15 protein-coding genes are annotated in these 13911 nt (G+C 69.3%); 12 read left to right on the forward strand and 3 right to left on the reverse strand.

All coding sequences use genetic code 11. The features are described from left to right. Nucleotides 1-44: 44 nt before the first annotated feature. Entirely contained in the window at nt 45-1004 is a 960-nt protein-coding gene (locus ABZ909_RS33405; protein WP_357007749.1) for a phosphotriesterase-related protein, read from the reverse strand. After that, on the reverse strand, nt 1001-2503 hold the full coding sequence (locus ABZ909_RS33410; RefSeq protein ID WP_357007752.1) for a long-chain fatty acid--CoA ligase: 1503 nt from the start codon (nt 2501-2503) through the stop codon (nt 1001-1003). The genes ABZ909_RS33405 and ABZ909_RS33410 overlap by 4 nt, the downstream gene beginning before the upstream one ends. A 231-nt stretch (nt 2504-2734) precedes the next feature. Between ABZ909_RS33410 and ABZ909_RS33415 the strand changes: the two genes are divergently transcribed. The 11 genes from ABZ909_RS33415 to ABZ909_RS33465 all read left to right on the forward strand — a co-directional run bounded on the left by ABZ909_RS33415 (nt 2735) and on the right by ABZ909_RS33465 (nt 11861). Continuing rightward, nucleotides 2735-2980: a hypothetical protein gene (locus ABZ909_RS33415; protein ID WP_357007755.1), complete on the forward strand. Its 246-nt coding sequence runs from the start codon at nt 2735-2737 to the stop codon at nt 2978-2980. A gap of 249 nt (nt 2981-3229) precedes the next feature. Beyond that, entirely contained in the window at nt 3230-3982 is a 753-nt protein-coding gene (locus tag ABZ909_RS33420; protein ID WP_357007758.1) for an SDR family oxidoreductase, read from the forward strand. Nucleotides 3983-3992: 10 nt separating this feature from the next. Continuing rightward, entirely contained in the window at nt 3993-4982 is a 990-nt protein-coding gene (locus ABZ909_RS33425) for an NADPH:quinone oxidoreductase family protein (protein ID WP_357007760.1), read from the forward strand. Nucleotides 4983-5018: 36 nt separating this feature from the next. Further along, entirely contained in the window at nt 5019-5780 is a 762-nt protein-coding gene (gene fabG, locus ABZ909_RS33430; protein ID WP_357007763.1) for a 3-oxoacyl-ACP reductase FabG, read from the forward strand. A 34-nt stretch (nt 5781-5814) separates the two neighbouring features. Then, nucleotides 5815-6267, forward strand: a complete 453-nt coding sequence (locus tag ABZ909_RS33435) for a MaoC family dehydratase (RefSeq protein ID WP_357007766.1) — start codon at nt 5815-5817, stop codon at nt 6265-6267. A gap of 18 nt (nt 6268-6285) precedes the next feature. Further along, a complete protein-coding gene (locus ABZ909_RS33440) occupies nt 6286-7473 on the forward strand; it encodes an acyl-CoA dehydrogenase family protein (protein ID WP_357007769.1) in 1188 nt (395 codons plus the stop codon). Further along, on the forward strand, nt 7470-8588 hold the full coding sequence (locus ABZ909_RS33445; RefSeq protein WP_357007772.1) for an acyl-CoA dehydrogenase family protein: 1119 nt from the start codon (nt 7470-7472) through the stop codon (nt 8586-8588). The genes ABZ909_RS33440 and ABZ909_RS33445 overlap by 4 nt, the downstream gene beginning before the upstream one ends. A gap of 50 nt (nt 8589-8638) precedes the next feature. Next, complete coding sequence (locus ABZ909_RS33450) at nt 8639-9868, forward strand: acyl-CoA dehydrogenase family protein (protein WP_357007775.1); 1230 nt, start codon at nt 8639-8641, stop codon at nt 9866-9868. A gap of 43 nt (nt 9869-9911) precedes the next feature. Beyond that, nucleotides 9912-10235, forward strand: coding sequence for a putative quinol monooxygenase (locus tag ABZ909_RS33455; RefSeq protein ID WP_357007778.1), 324 nt, complete (start codon nt 9912-9914; stop codon nt 10233-10235). 9 nt (nt 10236-10244) lie between these two features. Beyond that, nucleotides 10245-11246, forward strand: coding sequence for an NADP-dependent oxidoreductase (locus tag ABZ909_RS33460; RefSeq protein ID WP_357007780.1), 1002 nt, complete (start codon nt 10245-10247; stop codon nt 11244-11246). 15 nt (nt 11247-11261) lie between these two features. Beyond that, nucleotides 11262-11861 carry a TetR/AcrR family transcriptional regulator gene (locus tag ABZ909_RS33465; protein ID WP_357007783.1) on the forward strand — a complete coding sequence of 200 codons (600 nt, stop codon included), beginning with the start codon at nt 11262-11264 and terminating at the stop codon, nt 11859-11861. 167 nt (nt 11862-12028) lie between these two features. Here ABZ909_RS33465 and ABZ909_RS33470 read toward each other — a convergent pair whose 3' ends face one another. After that, a complete protein-coding gene (locus ABZ909_RS33470; protein ID WP_357007786.1) occupies nt 12029-12514 on the reverse strand; it encodes a PaaI family thioesterase in 486 nt (161 codons plus the stop codon). Between the two features lie 63 nt (nt 12515-12577). On the opposite strand from ABZ909_RS33470, the gene ABZ909_RS33475 reads away from it, so the two are divergent. After that, the gene (locus ABZ909_RS33475) at nt 12578-13906 is read left to right on the forward strand and encodes a PLP-dependent aminotransferase family protein (protein ID WP_357007788.1); all 1329 of its coding nucleotides are present in this window, start codon (nt 12578-12580) and stop codon (nt 13904-13906) included. The last annotated feature ends 5 nt before the right edge of the window (nt 13907-13911 follow it).

The raw sequence follows: 13911 nt of genomic DNA on the forward strand, positions 1-13911 counted from the left end.
GGATTGCGCGCCACCGCGGGGATCCCCCGCGGCGGCGCGCACTGTCATTTCTCGAAGTAGCGGCGCGGGTTCCGCACCAGGATGGCGTCGATATCGTCCTCGGTGAGGCCCTTGGCGAGAAGCGCGGGGAGGACGTCCTCGCTGATGTGGCGGTAGTTCCACTTCGGCGCGATCTGGACCTTGGCGGCCGGGTCGAACCAGTCCATGAAACAGGCGGCGTCGTGGGCGATGACGATCTTGTCGCGGTAGCCGCGGTGGACGAGTTCCACGATGGTGTTCACGCGGTCCTCGAAGGGCAGCAGGACGTCGACGCCGAAGCGGTCCATGCCGAGATAGGAACCCGCATCGGCCAATTCGGTGAGATAGTCCAGATCGGTGGAGTCACCCGAGTGGCCGATCACCACACGGGTCAGGTCCGCGCCCTCCTCTCGTAGCACCCGCTGGGCCACCAGCCCGGAACGGGTGTGCGGGTTGGTGTGCACGGTGATCGGCGCGCCCGTCCGCACCGCCGCCTGACCGACCGCGCGCATCACCCGTTCCACACCCGGCGTCAGTCCGGGTTCCTCGATGGCGCACTTGAGGAATCCCGCGCGCACCCCGGTCCCGGCGATGCCCTCGGTGAGGTCCTCGACGAACAGCTCCACCATCGGCTCGGGAATGTCCATCATCAAACCCGGTCCGTTGTAATGGAATTGGAACGGCAGATCGTTGTAGGTGTAGATGCCGGTGGCGACGACGATATTCAGCTCGGTGCGGGCCGCGATCTGCTGAATACGGGGGATATAGCGGCCCAGCCCCAGCACGGTCGGGTCCAGGATGGTGTCGATGCCCAGCGATTTCAGCTCGTCGAGCTGCTTCACGGCGTCGTCGACGCGGGCCTGCTCATCCCAGTCGCCGTAGTTCTGCCGGTACTCCTCGCCGAGCACGAAGACGTGCTCGTGCACCAGCACCCGGCCCAGCTCGCTGGAATCGACGGTGCCGGTGACGGTGGGGACGATGGTCATCGGGATGCCTTGTCTGTGAACAGGTTCGGGTCGATGGCGCGCTTGAGGATCTTGCCCGTCGCGCCCTTGGGCAGCTGGTCGGTGAAGGCGAAGCGGTGCGGCACCTTGTAGGCGGACAGGCGCTCCTTGGCCCAGGCGCGCAGCTCTCCGGGATCGAGTTGGACGCCGGGCGCGGTGGCCACCACCGCGCCCACCTCCTCGCCGTAGTGGTCGTCGGGCAGGCCGATCACCGCCACCTCGACAATCCCGGGATGCTCGTAGAGCACCTCCTCGACCTCGCGCGGATAAACGTTGTAGCCGCCGCGAATGATGAGATCCTTTGCGCGGTCGACGATGTAGACGTAGCCGTCGGCGTCGACGCGGCCCAGATCGCCGGTGCGCAGCCAGCCGCCGGACAGATCCGCCGCCGTCGCGTCGGGCCGCTGCCAGTACCCCTTCATCACGCTGGGCCCGCGCATGAACAGCTCGCCGACCGTGTCTGCGGGCAGCGCCGTGCCCTCCGGATCACGCACCTCGATCGACGTGCCCGGCAGCGTGGTACCCACCGACCCGGCCCGCTGCTCGCGATCCAGGGGGTTGTAGGTCGCGGCCCCGCAGGACTCGGTGAGCCCGTAGCCCTCGAGGATGGTGCAGCCGAAACGTTCCGTGAAGGACCGGATCACCTCCGCGGGCAGCGACGCGCCACCCGAGCAGGCCAGCCGCAGGCTCGCGAAATCCTCCGGACCGTAGTCGCCGGCGCTGTGCAGCATGGCATTCCACATGGTCGGCACGCCCGACACCACGGTGAGCCGGTGATCGCGGATCGTCTCGATCATCGCTCCCGGGACGAACGGCGACACCATGGAGAACGAACTGCCCGCGTGCAGGGTGGTGATCAGGCACACCGCCTGCCCGTACACATGGAACAGCGGCAGCCCGGTGCCGAAGCGCTCCTCGGGCGTGAGCCGCAGCTGATCGATGAAAATGCGTGCGGTCTCGATCAGATTGGCGACGGTGAGCTCCACGCCCTTCGGTTTGCCCGTGGTGCCCGAGGTGTACAGCAGGATCGCGGTGTCGTCCGGATCGCGTCGGACCGGTTCGGCGGTCGGCTGGGCGGGGCAGGTGTGCGCACCGGGTTCGAGCACCTGCACCGGGATGCCGCGCTCGGCGGCGGCCTGCTCGGCCGCGGTGCGGGCCAGATGCCAGGCGATGACATGCCTGGCACCGGAATCGTCGAGCACATAACCGATTTCGGGTGCGGTCGCCATGGTGTTCACCGGGATGGCGACGGCTCCGATGAGATGCGCGCCCAGGTAGGCGATCACGAACTCCGGCACGGTCGGCGCTACCAGCAGCACGCGATCTCCCACCGCGACACCGGATTCGGTGAGCTGACCGCCGAAGGCCGCACTGCGGCGGGCCAGCTCGGCGTAGGAGAGGGTGTCGTCCAGGTGACGCAGCGCGATGGCGTCGGGGCGTTCGGACGCGTGCTGCCAGATACGGTCGGCGACATTTGTCATGGAACATCCAGTTATGTAGAGATCGAATGAGACGGGGTCGGAGTGAGCGATGTCACGACCCTGTGCGCGACCATATCTGAATCCGGTGTCGACTTCAATAACGGTCGCCCGCCGTCGCGGCCGCGTGAACGGGCGGGCCGAAGGATGTCGGCGTGGGACGATATGTGCTGGTACACGCGGTGATACGGTGGCAATCGGCAGCCGTCCCGGCGACCGAGTGGGTGATCCGCCGTGACGTCCGAACCCCTCGACCGCGAGGCCGTGCCTCGCCGCGTGCCCCCGCGTACCAGGCGCGGCGAGCGCACCCGCGCCGCCCTCATCGCCGGGGTGCGCGAAGTCTTCGAACGCGACGTCTACCTCGACGCCAGGACCGCCGACATCTTCAAGGCCGCGGGCGCCGCCGCCGGCTCGTGGTCAATGCCCTGCAGGTCGGGTCCGAACAGCTCGCGACCTCGTCCGAGTGGATCGCGGCGGTAGCGGTCGCAAGGTCCGGGAATCTGAATCCAGGTTCGAGTTCGCGTCGATTTCTCTTGCATGACCTCGGCTTTCGAGGGCAATGTGCGACGTATCACAGGAATGGGACCTCCTCGGTGGTATTGACCGCGACGGGAGTTTGGCGCATGGTGGCGGAAGAAAATAAGCGCTTAGTAAGTTCCCTGCTCGGGGTCGGCCCCGGGTCGCGGCGCGAGACCGCCGTGGCCACGGGCGACCTGAAAGGACCTGTCCGTGAACAGATTCGAAGGCAAGACCGCCATCGTCACCGGCGCCAGCCGGGGTATCGGCCTCGGTATCGCGCAGCGCCTGGTGGACGAGGGCGCCAAGGTCGTGATCACCGCCCGCAAGCAGGAGGCGCTCGACGAGGCCGTCGCGGTGCTGGGCGGGCCGTCGAAGGCGCTGGCTGTGGCGGGGCGCGCCGACGATGCCGCGCATCAGGCCGAGGCCCTCGAGCGGGCGGTCGAGACCTTCGGCAGTGCCGACCTGCTGGTGAACAACACCGGCATCAATCCGGTGTTCGGGCCGATGGTGGAGCTCTCGCTCGACGCGGCCCGAAAGATCGTGGAGGTCAACTGTCTTGCCGCGTTGTCGTGGGTGCAGCACGCCTACCGGGCGTGGATGAAGGACCACGGCGGTGCGGTCGTGAACGTCTCCTCGGTCGCCGGGCTCAAGCCCGCGCCCGGCATCGGTTTCTACGGTTCCAGCAAGGCGATGCTGACCCACATCACCCAGGAGCTCGCGGTCGAACTCGGCCCGGACATCCGGGTCAACGCCGTCGCGCCGGCGGTGGTGAAGACGAAGTTCGCCACCGCGCTCTACGAGGGCCGCGAGGAGCAGATCGCCGCCGCCTACCCGCTCAAGCGCCTGGGCGTGCCCGAGGACATCGGCAGCGTGGTCGCCTTCCTGCTCTCCGCGGACGCGGCCTGGCTCACCGGCCAGCTGCTCGTGGTGGACGGCGGCCTCACGCTGACCGGGGGCGTCTAGAGTGGCGGACATGCGGGCCTGGCGGGTCCATGAACTGGGCGAGCCGGCGCGGGTGATGCGGCTCGACACCGTGGAGCGCCCCGAACCCGGCCCGAGTCAGGTGGTCGTGCGGGTGACCGGCGCCGCGGCGAACTTCCCCGATGTCCTCATGTGCCGCGGCCTGTACCAGGTGAAGCCGCCGCTGCCGTTCACGCCCGGAGTCGAACTGTGCGGGGAGGTCGTGGCCACGGGCAGCGACGTCACCGGGATCGCGGTCGGTGACCGCGTGCTCGGCGGCAGCTCGCTGCCGTACGGCGGTTTCGCCGAGTACGCGGTCCTGGAGGCGGCCCAGACCTTCTCCGCGCCAACCGCTTTGGACGATGCGGAGGCCGCGGCCCTGTTCGTCGGCTACCAGACCGGATGGTTCGGCCTGCATCGCCGTGCCGCGCTGCAGGCGGGCGAGACCGTGCTGGTGCACGCGGCCGCGGGCGGGGTCGGCAGTGCCGCCGTCCAGCTCGGCAAAGCGGCCGGGGCCCGCGTCATCGGCGTGGTGGGTGGGCCCGAGAAGGCCGAGTACGCCCGCGCGCTCGGCGCCGACATCGTGATCGACCGCAGGAGTGAGGATTTCGTCGAGGTCGTCAAGCTGGTCACCGACAATCGCGGCGCCGACGTCGTCTACGACCCGGTCGGCGGCGACACCTACAGCCGCTCGACCAAGTGCATCGCCTTCGAGGGCCGCATCCTGGTCGTCGGCTTCGCGGGCGGCGACATCCAGAGCGCCGCACTGAATCACGCTCTGGTCAAGAACTATTCGATCGTGGGCCTGCACTGGGGGCTCTACAACGCCCACGACCCGGCCGCCGTGGGCGAATGCCACCGCGAGCTGACCCGGCTGGCCGTCACGGGCGCGATTCGCCCCCTGGTCAGCGAACGACTCGCCCTGGCGGACATCGCCGATGGCGTCCAGCGCCTCGCCGACGGCAAGACCGTGGGGCGCGTGGTCTGCACGCCCTCGGCCTGACCGAACCGACCTGATCGCACCACAGAGGAGAACATCGTGAGCACGCAGACACCGCGGGTAGCGGTGGTGACCGGCGCGGCCCGGGGCATCGGCGCCGCGGTCGCACGGCGACTGGCGGACGACGGAATGGCCGTCGCCGTCCTGGATCTCGACGAGGAGGCCTGCAAACCGGTCGTCGCGGAGATCGAGGCGGCCGGCGGCCGCGCCCTCGCCGTCGGCGCGGACGTGTCCGACGAGGCGACCGTGACCGCGGCCGTGGACCGGGTGGCCGCCGAATTGGGCGCACCCACCGTGCTGGTCAACAATGCGGGCATCCTCCGCGACAACCTGCTGTTCAAGATGACCGTCGCCGATTGGGACGCGGTCATGGGCGTCCACCTGCGCGGCGCGTTCCTGTGCACGCGGGCGGTCCAGCGCCACATGATCGAGCAGGGCTTCGGTCGTATCGTCAGCCTGTCCAGCACCTCGGCGCTGGGCAATCGCGGCCAGGCCAACTACTCGGCCGCCAAGGCCGGATTGCAGGGCTTCACCAAGACTCTCGCCTTCGAGCTCGGCAAGTTCGGTGTCACCGCCAATGCCGTCGCGCCGGGTTTCATCGAAACCGAGATGACCCAGGCCACCGCCGAGCGCATGGGTGTCTCGTTCGACGACTTCCGGCAGGCGCTGATCTCCACCATCCCGGTGGCCCGCTCCGGCAAGCCCGAGGACATCGCGCACACGGTGTCGTTCCTGGTGAGCGAGGGCGCGGGATTCGTGTCGGGACAGGTCATCTACGTGGCCGGCGGGCCGAAGAACTAGCCGCGCAACGGAATCGAACGGAAGGACGCGAACAATGCGGGTATTCCAGGGGCTGTCCGAACTGGAGAAGGCAGTCGGCACCCATCTCGGCTACAGCGACTGGCACACCGTGACCCAGGAGCAGATCGACCGGTTCGCCGACGCGACCGGCGATCACCAGTGGATCCACATCGACCCGGAACGGGCCGCCGCCGGTCCGTTCGGGACGACGATCGCGCACGGCTTCCTCACCCTGTCGCTGCTGCCCATGCTCACCGCGAGCGTGTACACCGTCGAGGGGCTGTCGATGGGAGTCAACTACGGGGCCAACAAGGTTCGGTTCCCGTCCCCCGTCCCGGTGGGCTCGCGGCTGCGCGCCGGGGTGGAACTGGTGTCGCTGACGCCGGCGAGCATGGGGTTCCAGGCGGTCAGCCGGGTCACCGTGGAGATCGACGGCGCCGCCAAACCGGCCTGCGTCGCCGAAGCCGTCTCCCTGCTGGTGCCCTGAGACGAAGGAGCAGGACCGATGAGTGATGCGGTTCGCGACGACCTGCGCCGGCGGGTGGAATCCCTGCTGGCAGAGCATGATCCGGCTACCACCGACCCGGTGACCTTCCACCGCGCCCGCTTCGACGCCGGCCTGGCCTGGGTGTACTTCCCCGTCGGGCTGGGCGGCCGCGGTGCCGAGCGCGACCTCCAGCTGTTCGTCGACGAGCTGTTCGAGCAGGCGGGAGCTCCGGGGAATCAGGCCGAGCTCAACGGCATCGGCCTCGGCATGGCGGCGCCCACCATCGCCATCCACGGCACCCCGGAACAGCGGGAGCGCTACCTGCGTCCGCTGTGGACCGGCGAGCAGATCTGGTGCCAGCTGTTCAGTGAGCCGGGCGCCGGATCGGACCTGGCGGCGGTCGGCACCCGGGCCGTCCGCGACGGCGAGGACTGGATCGTGAACGGGCAGAAGGTGTGGACGTCGGTGGCCCACAAGGCCGATCTGGCGATCCTGCTCGCGCGCACCGACCCGGACCGTCCCAAGCACGCGGGCCTGTCCTTCTTCATCTGCGATATGCGCCATCCGGGTGTCGAGGTGCGGCCGCTGCGCCAGATCACCGGCGAGGCCGAGTTCAACGAGGTCTTCCTCACCGACGTCCGTATCCCCGACGCCCAGCGCCTCGGCGGGGTGGGGGAGGGCTGGCGCGTCGCCACCACCACCCTCAACAACGAGCGGGCGGCCATCGGCGGGCGCGCGGTGCCGCGGGAGAGCGGTGTGCTCGCGGCGGTCGCCCGCACCTGGCGGGAGAATCCGGACAGGCACACCCCGGAGCTGCACGACCGGCTGCTGCGGCTGTGGGTCGAGGCCGAAGCCGGGCGGCTGGCCGCCACCCGCATGCGGCAGCGGACCTCCGCCGGTCAGCCGGGGCCCGAAAGTTCCGCGCTCAAACTGGCTTTCGCGCGGTCCAACCAGCAGCTGACCGGTCTCGAACTGGAGATCCTCGGCGAGGACGGCCTGCGCTATGACGACTGGACGATGGTGCGGCCCGACCGCGTCGACTTCGCCGGCCGCGGGCCCGGCTACCGCTACCTGCGCGCCAAGGGCAATTCGATCGAGGGCGGCACGTCCGAGATCCTGCGCAATATCGTCGCCGAACGGGTCCTCGGCCTGCCCGCCGAGGCGCGCGGAGACAAGGACACCGCCTGGAAGGACCTGGCCCGATGAGCGACGACATCCTGCTGCTCGATACCGACACCGAGGCGGCGCTGCGGCACGCGGTGCGCGATCTGCTTGCGGCCCAATGTGATCCGGCGGCTGTCGCGCGGGCCTATGCGAGCGATCGGGCACTGACGCCGGGATTGTGGAAGGCGCTGGCGCGGGATCTGGGGCTGGCCGGACTGCTCGTCCCCGAGGAGCGTGGCGGCGCGGGCGGTTCCGCTCGCGATGCGGCGGTGGTGCTTGAAGAACTGGGCCGGTCCGTCGCGCCCGTACCGTTTCTCACCAGCAGTGTCATCGCCGCCACCGTGCTGCTCGCCGGCGATTCCGGCCTGGTCGGGCAGCTCGCCGACGGTGCGGTGACGGTCGCGCTGCTCGCGCCCTTCACCGCCGCCTCGCCGGACGCGGTCCCGTCCTTCCGGAAGGATGCCGACGGCCGGCTGTCCGGCAGCGCGACCAGCGTCGCGGGCGTCCTGGACGCCGATGTGCTGCTGGCCGCGGTCGACACCGCCTCCGGCACCGAGATTCACGCCGTGCCGGTGGCTGCGGCCGCGGTGACGCCGGTGGTCTCGCTCGATATGACCCGGCCGCTGGCCGATGTCGTGGTCGACGCTGTGCCGGGGCAGCTCGTGGTCCCGGCAGACAGGGGAGCGGCCGCGCTGCGGACGGCGCTGGAGACCGGCGCGGCGCTGCTGGCCTCGGAGCAGGCAGGTATCGCGGCATGGTGCCTCGAGACCACCGTGGGCTATCTGAAGATGCGCCGCCAATTCGGCCGCGTGGTGGGCGGATTCCAGGCGCTCAAACACCGTCTCGCCGACCTGTTCGTGGCGGTCGAGGCGGCGGCCGCCAGTGCCCGCTACGCGGCGGGCGCGATCGCGGCGGGCGATCCCGACGCGGCCGTGGGAACCGCGGTCGCCGCGGCCTACTGCGCGGACGTCGCGGTGACATCCGCCGAAGAAGCGCTCCAATTGCACGGTGGCATCGGCATGACGTGGGAGTATCCGGTGCATCTGTATCTCAAGCGCGCCAAGGCCGATCAGCTCGGGCTCGGCAGTCCGGGCCGGCACCGCGCGGTGCTGGCCGAACTGGCCGACCTCGGCTCGGCCGCCGGAAAACGAAGTTGAATCCGGGTTCAAGTAGAGTTTCGCCTGCGCGGCACAGACTATTTCGAGGAGTGAGCATGTTCGACATGACCGATCGGGCCCAGCGCTACCGGGACGATCTACTCGCCTTCATGGACGAGCACGTCTACCCGGCCGAGGCGGTGTACGAGGAGCAGATGGCGGCGTCCGGGGATCCGCACTTCCAGCCGCCGATCGTCGAGGAGCTCAAGACCGAGGCCAGGAAGCGGGGGTTGTGGAATCTCTTCCACCCGCATCCGGAGTGGGGTCCGGGCCTGACCAACCTGGAGTACGCGCCGCTGGCCGAAATCATGGGCCGCAGTGCGCATCTCGCGCCGGAGGCCACCAACTGTGCCGCCCCCGACACCGGGAACATGGAGGTGCTCACCCTTTTCGGCACACCCGAGCACAAGGAGCGGTGGCTGCGCCCGCTGCTGGACGGTGAGATCCGGTCCGCGTTCGCCATGACCGAGCCCGCGGTCGCGAGCTCCGACGCCACCAATATCCAGCTGCGCATGGACCGCGACGGCGACGACTATGTGCTCAACGGCCGGAAGTGGTGGACCTCCAATGCCTTGCACAAGAACTGCAAGGTCCTCATCGTCATGGGCAAGACCGATACCAGCGCGGCCACGCACCGGCAGCAGTCGATGATGGTGGTTCCGATGGATGCCCCGGGTGTGACCGTGCAACGCGGCCTGCCGGTCTTCGGCTACCAGGACCGCGAGGGTCACGCCGAGGTGCTGTTCGAGAACGTGCGGGTGCCCAGGACCGCGCTGCTCGCCGGTGAGGGCGACGGATTCATGATCAGCCAGGCCCGCCTGGGCCCGGGCCGCATCCACCACTGCATGCGCGCCATCGGCATGGCCGAGCGCGCCCTGGACCTGATGATCGACCGTGCACAGTCGCGCGTGACCTTCGGTGAGCCGGTGGCGAATCGGGCCAATGTCCAGGACTGGATCGCCGAGTCGCGGATCGAGATCGATATGGCCCGCCTGCTGACGCTCAAGGCCGCGCATCTGATGGACACCGTCGGCAACAAGGCCGCGCGCACCGAGATCGCGGCGATCAAGGTCGCGGCCCCGCGGGTCGCGCTCAAAGTGGTGGACCGCGCCATCCAGGTGCACGGCGGCGGTGGCGTCTCCGACGATTTCCCGCTCGCCAGCATGTACGCCCACCTGCGCACCCTGCGCCTGGCCGATGGACCGGACGAGGTGCACAAGCGTTCCATCGCGCAGTGGGAGCTGCGCCGCCGCGACCCCAACTGGGGCAAACGCGGGTAACCGCAACGAGTTTCGACACCATCCATTCTCCGAGGAGGATCCCATGGCCGATCCCTGCGTCGTCGTCGCGACCATGATCGCCAAGCCCGGCCAGGAAGACCTGGTCGAGAAGACCCTGCGCGCGGCCGCTCCGGCCGTGCATGCCGAACCCGGCTGCCTGCGCTACGCGCTGCACCGCCACGCCAAGAACCCCGGGCAGTTCGTCATGATCGAGAAGTGGGCGTCCCGGGACGCGCTGCGCGAACACGGCCAGGGCGCGGCTCTCCGCGAAGTCGGCGCGGCCCTGGCCGACGCCCTCGCGGCACCGCCGGACGTCCAGGTCTTCGAACCGCTGCCCGCCGGCGAGCCCGACCAGGGCGCGATCTGAGGAGTCCCCATGACGAAGACACAGCAGGTACGACTGGCCCAGCGTCCCACCGGATTGCCCGGCGTCGGCACCTGGAAGGTGACCACCGAGGAACTGCCCCCGCTCGGCGCTGGGCAGATCCTGGTGAAGATCGACTTCATCTCGCTCGATCCGGCCATGCGCGGCTGGCTCAATGACGTGCGCTCCTACCTCCCGCCGGTCGGGCTGGACGAAGTGATGCGGTCGCTGGACATCGCGACCGTGGTCGAATCAACTCACCCCGATTTCGCCGTAGGCGACACCGTGAGCGGCACCTTCGGGGTGACCGAGTACGCGATCAGCGATGGCCGCGGCGTGCAGCACGTCGACCTGGGCGTCGCGCCCGGGCCGACCTGGTTGGGTGCGCTCGGAATGCCCGGCATGACAGCGTATTTCGGGCTTCTGGAGGTCGGGAAGCTGAAAGCCGGTGAGACCGTGGTGGTCTCGGCGGCGGCGGGCGCGGTCGGCAGCGTGGTCGGCCAGATCGCGAAGGCCAAGGGCGCCACCGTCATCGGGATCGCCGGCGGAGCGGAGAAGTGCCGGCTGCTCGTCGAGGAATTCGGTTTCGACGGCGCGATCGACTACCGCGGTGAGGACGTGCTGCAGCGGCTGCGGGAACTCGCGCCCAAGGGCATCGACATCTACTTCGACAATGTCGGCGGTGAGATTCTCGATGCGGCGCTGGCCAATCTGCGCCGCGGGGCCCGGATCGTGCTGTGCGGGGCGATCGCGGCCTACAACGACGACCAGCTGCGGCCCGGGCCGTCGCGGTACATGTCGCTGCTGGTGTTCCGGGCGTCCATGACCGGCTTCGTGGTCTTCGACTACGCCGACCGCTACGGCGAGGCGGTGGCGGACATCGCGAAGTGGCTGACCGAGGGCAGGATCAAGAGCCGGGAGCATGTCGTGAAGGGTGGGGTGGAGCATTTCGGTGAGACGCTGAATCTGCTGTTCACCGGCGGCAACACCGGAAAACTGGTGCTCGCGCTCTGATGTAAGACTGTCCACGTGACCGAATCAGAGGATCGCTCGCGCGCGGACGAGACGCGGGCCCGACTACTGGACGCCGCGGTCGCCGCTTTCGCCGAGCGCGGCTTCCACGGCTCCACCACGCGCGACATCACCTCGATCGCGGGGCTGAGCACGGCGGCCATCTACGTCCACCACCGCTCCAAGGAAGAGCTGCTCTACCAGGTTTCGCACAGCGGGCACCTGGACACGCTCGAGCGGATGCGGGAGTCGGTGGCCGCCTCGGACGACCCGGTCGAGCAGTTGGTCGCGGTCATCCGGGAATTCGCGATCCACCACGCCCGCGCGCACACCGTCGCCCGGGTCATCAACTACGAACTCGCCGCGTTGAGCCCCGAGCATCAGCGCGAGATCAAAGAGATCCGCCACGTCATCGACACCGAGATGCGGCAGCTGATCGAGCGCGGGGTCGACGCGGGCGTGTTCGACAACCCGAATCCGCGCATGGCGGCGGTGGCGCTGCTCTCCCTGGGCATCGACCTCGCGCGCTGGTACCGGGAGGGCGGACTGCTGTCGCCCGAAGAGATCGGCGAATACTACGTGGATCTGGCGCTGCGGATCGTCGGCGCACGCAAATAGCCTGCACCCAGCAGTTCTACGGCCAGCGGGATCGAAGAGGCGGGGTTCTGCCCGGTGCAGAGGTTGCGGTCCACCTCGATGTGCGGGGCGAACGGCTCGCCCTCGCGGTCCTCGACGCCAAGGGCGATGAGGCGGTCCTTGAGGAGCCATTCGGCCTTGCCGGCGAATCAGCGGCCGTGGGAGCGCTCGCCTCGCAGGGTGGTGACGATGCTGGTCACCGTGGCGACCGGCTTGCCGTCCGTGCGGGTGATATCGCACTGGTAGTGGGTGATGGTGCGGCCGGAGTGGGTTGGGAAGGCGGTGGCGCGCAGCGTGTCCTGCCATACCGGGCGGAGGAAGACCGCGCGGAGATCGATGCTGGTGAACGTTTCGCCGGGACCCACGACGGTGGAGTGGGCGGTACCGATGGCGGCGTCGGCCAGTTCGGTGAGCAGGCCGCCGTGGACGGTGCCCTGCTGATTGCCGTGCCGGGCGGGATCGGTGTCGATCTCGACGGTGGCGCGGCCGGGGTCGATGGCCACCAGCCGGATACCAAGCGTGCGGGAAATGGCGGTGGGATAGCGGAATTGGCAGGTCAGGCCATCGGTCCCGGTGCCGTCGAGCTGTGCGCGCAGGAAGTCCAGCACGGGCACTTCGGTGGTCGCGATCGTCATGGGAACGGACGGTAGGACGCCGCGCTAGGACGATCAAGAAATTGTCCTAGGTACAGTCGGGTGATGCGGACCTACACCGATGTCGCCGCCGCCCTTGCCAAGCAGATCCGGGACGGGCGCTGGGCGCCGGGGCAGCGCCTGCCGACGCATCGGCAACTGGCCGCCGAGCATGGTATCGCGGTGGCCACCGCGACCCGGGTGTTCGCGGAACTGAAGCGGGCGGGGCTGGTGGTCGGCGAACCGGGGCGGGGGAGCTTCGTGCGGGATCGGTCGGTGCGGCTGGCCGCGGCCGAGTACGGGCCGGGCGTGGAGACGGTGTGGGCGGATCTGGCCTTCACCCAGCCACTGTCGCCGCGTCGGGAGGAATTGCTGCGCACGGGTTTACGTGAGCTGGCGGCCTCCGGCGATCTGGACGCCCTGCTGCGGCAGCAGCCGCCGGGCGGGCGGCCGCACGATCGCGCGACGGTCGCCGGGTTCATCGGGCGGCGGGGGATCGAGGTCGATCCGGCGCGGGTGGTGGTGACCGCCGGAGCGCAGCATGGGCTGGATCTGATTGTGCGAGCGATGTTTTCGCCCGGCGATGTGATCGCCGTGGACGAGCTCACCTACCCCGGATTCAAACTGCTGGCCCAGGAGCACGGGCTCACTCTCGCACCGGTTCCGGCGGCCGGGAACGGCCCGGATCCCGACGCCCTGGCGCGGTTGTGTGCGAAAAGGCCGGTGCGCGCGGTCTATACGATGCCGACCCTGCACAATCCGCTCGGTTGGGTGATCGACAGCGACCGGCGGCGAGCGCTCGTTTCCGTTGCGCGCCACCATGACCTGTTCCTGATCGAGGACGCCGCCTACGCGTTTCTCGCCGCCCCGGCCCCGCCACCGCTGGCGGCGATCGCCCCGGAGCGCACCTTCTGGGTAGCGAGCCTGTCCAAGAGCGTCGCGGCCGGACTGCGTTTCGGCATGCTGGTCCACCCGCCGGTGGCCGCGCCGGCCCTGGCCCGCACCCTGCGCGCCACCATGGCCGGTCCGCCCGGGTTGACCAGCGCCCTGGCCACCCGCTGGCTCGCCGACGGCACCGTCGACGCTCTCGAACAGGCGAGTCGCGTTGTGGCGCACGAGCATCAGCGCATCCTGCACCGGGAGCTCGGCGATCGGAATCCGATTGCGCACCCGCGCTCTTTCTTCGCGTGGCTGCCCATCGATCCGGACCAGCGCATGGACCGGATCGCGGCCGAACTGTCCCGGCGCGGCATTCGCGTCTGCACCGCCGAGGCGTTCGCCACCACTGCGCACGTGCCGCACGGGCTGCGCATCGCGCTGGGATCGCCTGCCCCGGAAGAACTTCCGCTGGTGCTCGCGGAAATGCGCGCGGCCCTGGACAGCGTGCCGCTGTGATACCA

Origin of the sequence: Nocardia sp. NPDC046763 (assembly GCF_040645495.1) — a bacterium.
Classification (GTDB): Bacteria; Actinomycetota; Actinomycetes; order Mycobacteriales; family Mycobacteriaceae; genus Nocardia.